We start from the raw sequence: 9,749 nt of genomic DNA on the forward strand, positions 1-9,749 counted from the left end.
CTGCCGGCTGACGTCCTGGTCTCGGCGGCCCGGACCGGCGCCCCCGGCGCGGGCGGCGCCACCGGCACCGTGCGCGTCCTCGCGGACCCCGGGGGCCGCGTGCACGCCGCCCTCTCCGTACGCACCCCCACCGTCGTCCTGGTCCGCCCGGACGCGGTGGTCTCCGCGGTCCGCCCGCCGGGCGGACCCGAGCTGTTCCAGGAACTCCGCCTCGTGCCTCCACAGGCGGAGCCCGTTCAAGAAGGAGTCTGAATCCTGATGTCCACCCCCGACGCCCGGCTCGAAGCCGGGCCCCGCCCAGGGCTCACCCTGCTCGTCGTGTGTCTCGGCGTACTGATCGTGCCGCTCGGCGTCAGCGGCACCCCGGTCGCCCTCCCCGACATCGGGCGCGAACTCGGCGGGAGTCTCGCCTCGCTCCAGTGGGTGGTCAACGCGTACAACGTGATGGCGGCCAGCCTGATGATGGTGGCCGGCTCACTCGCCGACCTGATCGGCCGCAAGAAGATGTTCGCGTTCGGCACCGGCCTGTACGCGGTCTCGCTCGTGGCAACCGTCCTCGCGCCCAGCGTCATCGTGATCGACATCGCCCGCGGGGTCGCCGGTGTCGCCGCCGCCGCGCTGATGACCTCGGCGACCGCGATCGTCGCGTCCAGCTTCGACGGGGCCGCGCGCGCCAAGGCGTTCGCCGTCGCCGGTGTCACCCTCGGCTCCGGCCTCGCGCTCGGACCGACCACCAGCGGACTGCTCGTCGGCGCGCTGGGCTGGGAGTCGGTGTTCTACGCGCACCTGGCCCTCGTCGTCCTGTCCATGCTGGGGCTGCCGTTCCTCCAGGAATCGCGCAACCCGCAGGCGGGCGGCGTCGACTGGCCGGGCACGATCACGTTCAGCCTGGCGCTCGTGCTGTTCACGCTGGCCATCATCCAGGGCCCGCAGAGCGGTTGGGCCAGCCCGACCGTGCTGATCCTGCTGGCCGGGTCGATCCTGCTGGTCGTCGCCTTCGCCCTGGTCGAACGCCGCCAGGACAGCCCCATGTTCGACCTGTCGCTGTTCCGCGAGAGCCGCTTCCTCTCGGTGAACCTGCTCAACGTCGCCTTCTCGTTCGGCTTCATCGGACTGCTGCTGGTCCTGCCCGCGTACCTGATCGGCGCCAACGGCGAGAGCAGCCAGGGCGCAGGACTGATCATGCTGCTGCTGACCGGACCCGTGCTCTTCCTGCCCCTGATCGGCGGCCGGCTCGTGGCCTCCGGCGTCCACATGCGGGTCGTGCTCGGCCTCGGCCTGCTCCTCATCGCGGCCGGCTGCGCCTGGCTCACCGTCGTCCACCCGGGCATCGGCGTCCTCGGCCTCGCCGGGCCGCTGCTCGTCGCCGGTATGGGGGTCGGTCTGATCATGGGCGTCCTCGACGGCGCCGCCGTGAGCACCGTGCCGCCCGAGCGGGCCGGCATGGCGGCGGGCATGTTCAACACCATCCGCCTCGCGAGCGAGGCCATCGCGGCCGTCGTCATGGTCGCGGCCGTCGCCTCGATGATCCGCTCGCGCATCTCGGACGGGCTGTCGGAGTACGTCGCCAAGGGCGGCGACTCCGCCTCCACGACGGCCGACCGGGTGGCCAGCGGTGACGTGGCCGGTGTGGTGAAGGACGCCCCGGCCGCCCTGCGCGACGGCTTCGGCGACTTCCTGTCGCAGGGCCACACGGACGCGCTGCGGGTGGTGCTGTGGGCGTCCGCCGCGCTCTGCGCCGTCACCGCCGTCATCGTGTACCGGATGCTCGCCGACCGCCCCTCCGCCGCCGGGGAGCCGGGCAAGCAGGCCTCTGCGCGGCCCGCGGACGCGGACGGCGCCGCGCGCGAACGGACCCTCGTCGACGACTGATCCCCCTCCCGCCAGGTCCCCGGCGCGCACCCCGCGCACCGGGGACCTGGCTGGTCCCAGAAGGGAACGGGACATGCCCCTGCCCGAATCCACCGATCTCTGGATCGTCCCCCTGGACACGGACCCGGCCCTCCACGAGGCCCGCCTCCCCGAACTCGGCGCGTACGAACGCGACCGCGCCCACCGGCTGGGCCTGCGGAAGCCCGCCGCGCGCCGCCGCTACCTCGCCGCCCACCTCGCCGCCAGGGACATCGTGGCCGGCTACCTGGCGTGCGAGCCCGCCGAGCTCACCCACGTACGCAACGCCTGGCGCGGCAAGCCCGGTTACGTGCTCGGCTGGTGCCCCGGCCCCGCCGTGAGCCTCTCCCGCTCGCACGAACTGGCCCTGCTCGCCGTCCGCGCGCCGGGCGCCGTCGTCGGCGTGGACCTGGAACACGTACGCCCCGGGGTCGACTGGTCCCGTGTCCTCGGCCGTCCGTGCCCCGACCCGGCCGACGGATTCCGCTCCTGGACCCGGCTGGAGGCGGCCGTCAAGGCCTCGGGACTCGGCCTCTCCGCGGCGGCGGGGGCCCGTCTGGACCACCGTTTCTGGCCCGCGGCGGACCTCACCCTGCCCCGGCCGTACGACGGATACGCCGCCGCGGTCGCGACGGACCGCGCCGGGCGGAACAACCCCGTCCGGATACGCCTGCATTCGACATCAGATCTTCGTGAACCGGTGACACTGCCTTAACACCGTCCGAACGCCCTGCGGAACGCCCCTGACCTGCCGGATCAACAGGTAATGAAACTGTAAAGACTGACGTCACATCGCACATCCCCGAGCGGTATGACATCGAGTGCGGAAATCCGTTTCGCCTAGACTCCCCCTGCACGATGTGTCAGGTCGGGCGGCTCATCGGAGAGCCGCCGAAGCTGGACCAGTGACCTAGGGGGACTTCAGCAGTGCTGAAGATACAAACGCAGATCGAGGAGACCGATCCTTCCGTAGCTTCCGCGCGCCTGCTCGCCGACCGGCTCGCGCTCGGCAGCGATGAAATCATCTGCCAATTCCGGCAATCCCTCGACGGCGTGTCCAGCCCGCTGATCTCCACCACGGAGCTGTGGGGAGAAGCGCGGGAACACGCCAGACTTGTCATCCAGGAGTGCGCGGAGGCGCTGCGGGAGAGCGAGCAGCCCTCCGCCGCCAACGCCGCGCTCGGCCTCTCCGTCGGCCTGAGCACGCGCGGACCGCTCCAGTCGGTCCACCCGGCCGACACCCTGCGGTCGTCGGGGCTGCTCTTCCAGATCTGCCTCCAGTATCTGGTGACGGCGGCGGCCGGCCTGCCGCCCGAGCAGTCCTCCGCCTGCCTGGGGCGCGCGGTGGCGGCGCTCAACCACAGCCTCGCCACCTGCTTACAGGTCTCGGCGGCCGGCTACGACGCGTACCTCCTCAAGAAGGTGGAGGAGAGCGCCACGGGCCACCGCCGACGGCTCGCCCGCGACCTGCACGACCGGCTGGGCCAGAGCCTCGCCCTGGCCTACCGCTGCCTGGACCTGCACGACCAGGCGATGGCCGAGGGGTACGGGCCCGCCACCCGCGACCGCCATCTCGGCCGGGTCCGGGGGGCGTTGGACGAGGCGACCGGCTACACCCGCGGGCTCATCTCCGACCTGCGGACGCGCCCCGGCGCGACCGGTCTCGCGGAAGCGCTCCTGGAGTACGCCGAGGCGCACCAGGCGCCCGGGGTCCGGGTGCACATCGAGGTGAACGGCGACGAGTCGTGGGTCCCGGCGGGCCACGCCGAGGAGTTGTTCCTGGTGCTGCGGGAGTTCCTGCGCAACTCCCTGACGCACGCGGCCCCGAGCACGGTGGCGCTGGAGGTCGACGTGGCCCCGCACCGCGTGGACTGTTTCGCGCACGACGACGGAATCGGCTTCGACCAGGCGGCGCCGCCGGCGCGCGACGGGCGGTCGGGGACGGGTCTGCTGTCGATGCGGGAGCGGGTGCAGGCGCTGGGCGGGACGCTGCACCTGACGAGCGCTCCGGGGGTGGGCACCGGGATGCGGCTGTCCCTGCTGCTGCCGGAGCCGGATCCCGCCACCGCGCCGGACGTCCGCGGATGACCACGTACAGCATCGTCATCGCGGACGACCACACCCTGCTCAGGGACGCGCTGGCCGAACTGATCCGCGGGGTGGGCGGCTTCGACGTGGCGGCGGCGGTCGGCGACGCGCCGGGCGCCGTCGCCATGGCGGCCGAACACCGCCCGGACGTCCTGCTGATGGACATCGAGATGCCGGGGAACGAGGATCCGGGCCGTACGGTACGGGCGGTCCAGGCCGCCTCGCCCGACACCAAGATCATGGTGCTGACCATGCACGACGATCCCCGGCTGCTCCAGAGCCTGCTCCCCCTCGGCATCCGCGGCTACCTGCACAAGACCGCCACCCACCACTCGCTGGTGGCGGCCCTGCGGGACGCGTGCAGCCAGGACGGCCTGACCGTCTCGCTGCCGCCCCGGCCCAAGCCGGAACCGCAGCAGGCGCCCGAGCCCGCCCACCACACGCTCAGCCCGCGCGAGGTGGAGGTCGTCACGCTGGTGGCGGCGGGGCTCAGCAACCGGGGGGCCGCCACCCAGCTCGGCCTCACCGAGGGCACGATCAAGCGCCATCTGCGGAACATCTTCGCCAAGCTGGGCGCGGTCTCCCGGGTGGACGCGGTCAACAAGGCCGTCCTCGCCGGGCTGATCCCGCCGCCGTCGGCCGCTCCCCGGCGGCTGCGCCCGCCGCTCGGCTGACGTACGCGAGGTCCGAGGGGGCCACCGGGCCCGACCGCCCGCCCCCTCGGACCACCGGTCAGTCCTCCTCGGGCAGTTCACCCACCCGGTTCTCCCACTTGGTCGACAGCACGATCGTCGTACGGGTCCGGGAGACGCCCTTCGTCCCGCTCAGCCGGCGGATCGTCCGCTCCAGTCCGTCCACGTCACTCGCCCGTACCTTGAGCATGTACGAGTCGTCCCCCGCGATGAACCAGCAGTCCTCGATCTCCTGGAGATCGCGCATCCGCCGGGCCACGTCCTCGTGGTCGGCGGCGTCCGAGAGCGAGATCCCGATCAGCGCGATGACGCCCAGACCGAGCGAGGCGGAGTCGACCGTGGCGCGGTACCCGGTGATGACACCCGCCGCTTCGAGCCGGTTGATGCGGTCGGTGACACTGGGTCCCGACAGTCCGACGAGGCGCCCTAGCTCGGCGTACGAGGCCCGCCCGTTCTCCCTGAGGGCCTGGATGAGCTGCCTGTCCACGGCGTCCATATGCCTGAAGCCTTCCATTGTTCAACGAGCTCACACGGTACGTATAGAATCTAAGGCATAGAAGGCTCGATTCCTACGAATCCGCCAGACTTTCGGCGTTTGACCTTCACTCGGAGCCGTTCGGCCTTCACGCGGGGCCTGCGGTCGTGTCAGGTGCCGGCCCGCGCACCGCCGAGTTCACCCTCCCAGCGGTGGTACAGCCGGTGCGGCACCCCCGCCGCGTCGAGCACCCGTCCCGCGACGAAGTCCACCAGGTCCTGGATGTGCCGCGCCCCCGCGTAGAACGCCGGGGACGCCGGCAGGACCACCGCGCCCGCCTCGTCCAGCGCCACCAGATGCCGGAGCGTCTGCCCGCCGAGCGGTGTCTCCCGTACGGCGACCACCAGGGGGCGCCGCTCCTTGAGCGTCACGCTCGCGGCCCGCTGGAGCAGGTCCTTCGACAGACCGAGCGCGACCCCGGCCACGGACGCCGTGGACGCGGGCACGATCAGCATGCCCTTGGCGGGGTACGACCCCGAGGACGGGCCCGCGGCCAGATCGCCGGCGGGCCAGTGGCGTACATCCGCCACGTACTCCGCCACGCTCTTCGCGAAGGTGTCGGGACCGCCGTCCGCGCCGCGCGCCAGCCAGTCGGCGAGATCGCTCTCCCAGTGCGCGTCCCGGAACGCGATCCCCGTCTCGTCCAGCAGCGTCAGCCGGGACGCCCTGCTGATGACCAGGTCCACGCTCTCGCCCGCGTCCAGCAGCCCGCGCAGCACGGCGGCGGCGTACGGCGTCCCCGACGCGCCGGAGACCCCGACGATCCAGGGGCGCCGGGGCCCCGGTCGCGGGCTGGGGGTGGCTGGGTACGGTCCGGGCTTCACGGATCCGAGCCTATCCGGCACTCTGGTGACGGAACCGACGGCGGTGCCCCGTACGTTCCCCTGGGGCCGGGATGGGACTGGGATGGGGGCTGGGATGACGTATCCGAAGACCGAGGTCACGACGCCGAGCCGCACCGACCGGGTGAAGGCCGCCGGCGGCGTGATGATCCTCTGGGTGGCGCTGCTCTGGGTGCTCGAAGTGGTGGACACCGCGTCGGGCGGCGCGCTGGACACGTACGGGCTGAGCCCGCGCAGCCCCGGCGAGCTGCGTGACGTCATCCCGATGGCCTTCCTGCACCACGGCTTCGAGCATCTCGCGTCCAACACCGTGCCGCTGCTGGTGCTGGGCTTCCTCGCGGCGCTGAGCGGGATACGCCGCTTCGCCGCCGTGGTCCTGACGATCATGGTGGTGGGCGGCCTCGGCGTCTGGCTGACCGCCGCCGACCACTCGAACACGGTCGGGGCGTCGGGCGTGGTCTTCGGCCTGCTGGGCTACCTGCTGGTGCGCGGGTTCGTGAACCGGAGCGCGGTGGACCTGGTGGTCGGCCTGGTCGTGCTGGCGGTCTACGGCTCGGTGCTGTGGGGCGTGCTGCCGACCGACCCGTCCATCAGCTGGCAGGGCCACCTATTCGGCCTGATGGGCGGCGTCCTGGCGGCGTTCCTCTTCCGCAGGAAGCAGCCCGTACGGGCGCGGGCGGCGGTCCCGCTCATACCGTGAGGCCGCGCACCAACAGGTCGAGCAGGGCGAAGAAGAACAGGCTTATCCCCACAAAACCGTTGACCTGGAAGAACGCGCGGTTGAGGCGCGACAGGTCGTGCGGCTTCACGATCGTGTGCTCGTAGAGGAACGCGCCCGCGACGATGACCAGGCCGGTCCAGAAGAACCCGCCCGCGTCGGTGGCCAGCGCGTACCAGACCAGGAGCCCCAGCGTCACGACGTGCGCGCCGCGCGCGCCGTACAGCGCCGCCGGGATCCCGAAGCGGGCCGGCACGGACAGCACGCCGTGCGCCCGGTCCGCCTGGACGTCCTGGCACGCGAAGATCAGGTCGAAGCCGCCGATCCAGATGCCGACGGCCAGCCCCAGGATCACCGCGTCCCACGACCACTCACCGGTGATCGCGATCCACGCGCCGATCGGGCCCATCGCCTGGGCGATGCCGAGGATCGCGTGCGGGAAGTTCGTGAACCTCTTCCCGTACGGATAGAGCACCATCGGGACGACCGCGACGGGAGCGAGCGCCAGGCACAGCGGCCCCAGCAGCGCCGCCGCGCCCAGGAAGAAGAAGAGGGCGACGAGCGCCCCGGTCCAGGCGGACCGTACGGACACCGCGCCCGTGACCAGTTCACGGCCGGCGGTCCGGGGATTACGGGCGTCGATCTCGCGGTCGATGATCCGGTTGCACGCCATGGCGAACGTCCGCAGCCCGACCATGGCGACCGTCACCAGCAGCAGCCGCAACCAGTGGATGTTGCCGTCGAGCTGGGTCATCGCCGTCAGCGCGGCGATGTACGCGAAGGGCAGGGCGAAGACCGAATGCTCGATCATCACCAGCCGCAGGAACGCCCGCGTCCGGCTGTGGGGCTGCGGCCCGAGGACTCCTTGAACAGCGCTCATGAGAGGCCGTACTCCCTCCACCGGCGGTCGACCTTCGCCGCCGTCTCCGGGTCGGACTCGACCATCTCCGGCCAGCCCCCGTCCCGTGTGTACCCCTCCTCGGGGAGCTTCCGCGTCGCGTCGATCCCGGCCTTGCCGCCCCAGAACTGCTGGTACGAGGAGTGGTCGAGGTGATCGACCGGTCCCTCCACGACGGTCAGGTCGCGCGCGTAGTCGGTGTTGCCCAGCGCCCGCCAGGACACCTCGTGCAGGTTGTGGACGTCGCAGTCCGCGTCCACGACCACGATCAGTTTGGTGAGCGACATCATGTGCGCGCCCCAGATCGCGTGCATGACCTTCTGCGCGTGCTTCGGGTACTTCTTGTCGATCGAGACGATCGCACAGTTGTGGAAACCGCCGGACTCGGGCAGGTGGTAGTCCACGATGTCCGGGACGATGATCTTCAGCAGCGGCAGGAAGAACCGCTCGGTCGCCCGCCCCAGCGGCCCGTCCTCCGTGGGAGGCCGGCCGACGACGATCGACTGGAGCAGCGGACGCCTGCGCATCGTCACACAGTCGATGGTCAGCGCCGGGAACGGCTCCTGCGGGGTGTAGAAGCCGGTGTGGTCCCCGAACGGGCCCTCCGGCAGCGTCTTCCCGGGCTCCAGCCAGCCCTCGATGACCACCTCGGCCTGGGCCGGGACCTGGAGCGGCACGGTCTTGCAGTCGACCATCTCGATCCGGCGGCCCTGGACGAAGCCCGCGAAGAGGTATTCGTCGATGTCGCCGGGCAACGGCGCGGTGGAGGCGTACGTCACGGCGGGCGGACAGCCGAACGCGACGGCCACCGGCAGCCGTTCGCCGCGCTTGGCGGCGACCTGGTAGTGGTTGCGGCTGTCCTTGTGGATCTGCCAGTGCATCCCGATGGTGCGGCGGTCGTGGCGCTGGAGCCGGTAGAGCCCGAGGTTGCGGACGCCGGTCTCGGGGTGCTTGGTGTGCGTCAGCCCGAGGTTGAAGAACGAGCCGCCGTCCTCCGGCCAGGTGAACAGCGCGGGCAGCTGGTCGAGGTCCACGTCGTCACCGGTGAGGACCACTTCCTGGACGGGCGCGTCCTTCACCTTCTTGGGCGGTACGTGCACCATCGTGCCGAGCTTGCCGAACGCCTCCCGTACGCCGACGAAGCCCTGCGGCAGCTCCGGCTTGAGGAGCCCGCCGATCTTGTCGCTGATCTCGGTGTAGGAGGTGAGGCCGAGCGCCTTGAGGAGGCGGCGGTCGGTGCCGTACACGTTCATGGCCAGGGGCATCGAGGAGCCCTTGACGTTCTCGAACAACAGGGCGGGGCCACCGGCCTTGTTCACGCGGTCGACGATCTCCCCGACCTCCAGGTACGGGTCCACCTCTGCCTTGACACGGGTGAGGTCGCCCTCGCGCTCCAGCGCCCTGAGCAGCGAGCGAAGATCGTCATAAGCCATGCCGTCCAGTGTGTCATCCCCGGCTCCGGGACCCGCCGGGGCTTCCCCGTTCTCGCTACTGTGGTCCTGTCACGGAGGCCGCGATCCGGTCTCGATCTTCATGCGCAGGGGGTCCGCCATGCTTAGGGTGCTGATGATTCTGGTGCCGCTGGGCCTCAGCATCTACGCCTTCATCGACTGCCTCACGACCGATGAGCAGGACGTCCGCTACCTGCCCAAGCCGGTCTGGGCGATCCTCGTGCTCCTCTTCCCGCTGGTCGGCTCCATCTCGTGGCTGATCGCGGGCCGGGACCGCCGGGTGACGGGAGCGGCGGGGCGGCGCGGCGGCTGGGTGGCGCCCGACGACAACCCGGAGTTCCTCAACTCCCTGAAGGACGACGCGAAGCCGTCCGGCGGGGACGACGCGGAGGCCGCCGCGCACCTGGAGCAGTGGGAGGCGGACCTGCGGCGGCGCGAGGAGGAGATCGAGCGCCGTGAGAAGGGCGGCGGCGCCACGGAGGACACGCCGCCGAAGGCCTGAGACCCGGGCAGGTCCGGGACACCGGCGGGCCGGGGATACGGCCGTTGCGGGATGCTGGCCCGCATGGTGATGAAGCCGGGACAGGCACGGGAATGGCTGGCGACGGCGGTCGCCGAGGCGCGCGCGGGGCTCG

At 71.5% G+C, this 9,749-nt stretch carries 11 protein-coding genes; 7 read left to right on the top strand and 4 right to left on the bottom strand.

Translation table 11 applies throughout. The annotated features are described in order from the left end of the window. The 5 genes from GT042_RS23885 to GT042_RS23905 form a co-directional block, all read left to right on the top strand. A partial coding sequence (locus GT042_RS23885; protein WP_161310783.1) for a hypothetical protein occupies positions 1-252 on the top strand: 252 nt, incomplete at its 5' end. Positions 253-258: 6 nt separating this feature from the next. After that, a complete protein-coding gene (locus GT042_RS23890; protein WP_161310784.1) occupies positions 259-1,872 on the top strand; it encodes an MFS transporter in 1,614 nt (537 codons plus the stop codon). A 73-nt stretch (positions 1,873-1,945) separates the two neighbouring features. Further along, complete coding sequence (locus GT042_RS23895) at positions 1,946-2,605, top strand: hypothetical protein (protein WP_161310785.1); 660 nt, start codon at positions 1,946-1,948, stop codon at positions 2,603-2,605. Between the two features lie 212 nt (positions 2,606-2,817). Continuing rightward, positions 2,818-3,978: an ATP-binding protein gene (locus tag GT042_RS23900; RefSeq protein WP_161310786.1), complete on the top strand. Its 1,161-nt coding sequence runs from the start codon at positions 2,818-2,820 to the stop codon at positions 3,976-3,978. Continuing rightward, on the top strand, positions 3,975-4,652 hold the full coding sequence (locus tag GT042_RS23905; RefSeq protein ID WP_161310787.1) for a response regulator transcription factor: 678 nt from the start codon (positions 3,975-3,977) through the stop codon (positions 4,650-4,652). The genes GT042_RS23900 and GT042_RS23905 overlap by 4 nt, the downstream gene beginning before the upstream one ends. Positions 4,653-4,710: 58 nt before the next feature. On the opposite strand, the gene GT042_RS23910 is transcribed toward GT042_RS23905, so the two are convergent. Together GT042_RS23910 and GT042_RS23915 are read right to left on the bottom strand one after the other, a co-directional pair. After that, complete coding sequence (locus tag GT042_RS23910; protein ID WP_161310788.1) at positions 4,711-5,166, bottom strand: Lrp/AsnC family transcriptional regulator; 456 nt, start codon at positions 5,164-5,166, stop codon at positions 4,711-4,713. A gap of 149 nt (positions 5,167-5,315) precedes the next feature. Continuing rightward, positions 5,316-6,029: a UbiX family flavin prenyltransferase gene (locus tag GT042_RS23915; protein WP_161310789.1), complete on the bottom strand. Its 714-nt coding sequence runs from the start codon at positions 6,027-6,029 to the stop codon at positions 5,316-5,318. A 94-nt stretch (positions 6,030-6,123) separates the two neighbouring features. Here GT042_RS23915 and GT042_RS23920 point away from each other — a divergent pair, with 94 nt between their 5' ends. Beyond that, entirely contained in the window at positions 6,124-6,747 is a 624-nt protein-coding gene (locus tag GT042_RS23920) for a rhomboid family intramembrane serine protease (protein WP_237531108.1), read from the top strand. Here the strand turns inward: GT042_RS23920 and mqnP are convergent. After that, on the bottom strand, positions 6,737-7,645 hold the full coding sequence (mqnP, locus tag GT042_RS23925; RefSeq protein ID WP_161310791.1) for a menaquinone biosynthesis prenyltransferase MqnP: 909 nt from the start codon (positions 7,643-7,645) through the stop codon (positions 6,737-6,739). The genes GT042_RS23920 and mqnP overlap by 11 nt on opposite strands. Continuing rightward, positions 7,642-9,096 (bottom strand): menaquinone biosynthesis decarboxylase, encoded by a 1,455-nt coding sequence (locus GT042_RS23930; RefSeq protein ID WP_161310792.1) that lies wholly within the window; start codon positions 9,094-9,096, stop codon positions 7,642-7,644. Before GT042_RS23930 ends, mqnP begins: the two co-directional genes overlap by 4 nt. 118 nt (positions 9,097-9,214) lie before the next feature. Between GT042_RS23930 and GT042_RS23935 the strand changes: the two genes are divergently transcribed. Then, a complete protein-coding gene (locus GT042_RS23935) occupies positions 9,215-9,616 on the top strand; it encodes a PLD nuclease N-terminal domain-containing protein (protein ID WP_161310793.1) in 402 nt (133 codons plus the stop codon). Positions 9,617-9,749 lie beyond the last annotated feature (133 nt).

It is taken from the genome of Streptomyces sp. SID3212 (assembly GCF_009865405.1).
Classification (GTDB): domain Bacteria; phylum Actinomycetota; class Actinomycetes; order Streptomycetales; family Streptomycetaceae; genus Streptomyces.

Excerpts from the sequence above, each read along its gene's own strand:
- GT042_RS23895 (WP_161310785.1), top strand. The coding sequence starts at position 1,946 with ATGCCCCTGCCCGAATCCACCGATCTCTGGATCGTCCCCCTGGACACG.
- mqnP (WP_161310791.1), bottom strand. The coding sequence starts at position 7,645 with ATGAGCGCTGTTCAAGGAGTCCTCGGGCCGCAGCCCCACAGCCGGACG.
- GT042_RS23930 (WP_161310792.1), bottom strand. The coding sequence starts at position 9,096 with ATGGCTTATGACGATCTTCGCTCGCTGCTCAGGGCGCTGGAGCGCGAG.
- GT042_RS23890 (WP_161310784.1), top strand. The coding sequence starts at position 259 with ATGTCCACCCCCGACGCCCGGCTCGAAGCCGGGCCCCGCCCAGGGCTC.
- GT042_RS23920 (WP_237531108.1), top strand. The coding sequence starts at position 6,124 with ATGACGTATCCGAAGACCGAGGTCACGACGCCGAGCCGCACCGACCGG.
- GT042_RS23935 (WP_161310793.1), top strand. The coding sequence starts at position 9,215 with ATGCTTAGGGTGCTGATGATTCTGGTGCCGCTGGGCCTCAGCATCTAC.
- GT042_RS23905 (WP_161310787.1), top strand. The coding sequence starts at position 3,975 with ATGACCACGTACAGCATCGTCATCGCGGACGACCACACCCTGCTCAGG.
- GT042_RS23910 (WP_161310788.1), bottom strand. The coding sequence starts at position 5,166 with ATGGACGCCGTGGACAGGCAGCTCATCCAGGCCCTCAGGGAGAACGGG.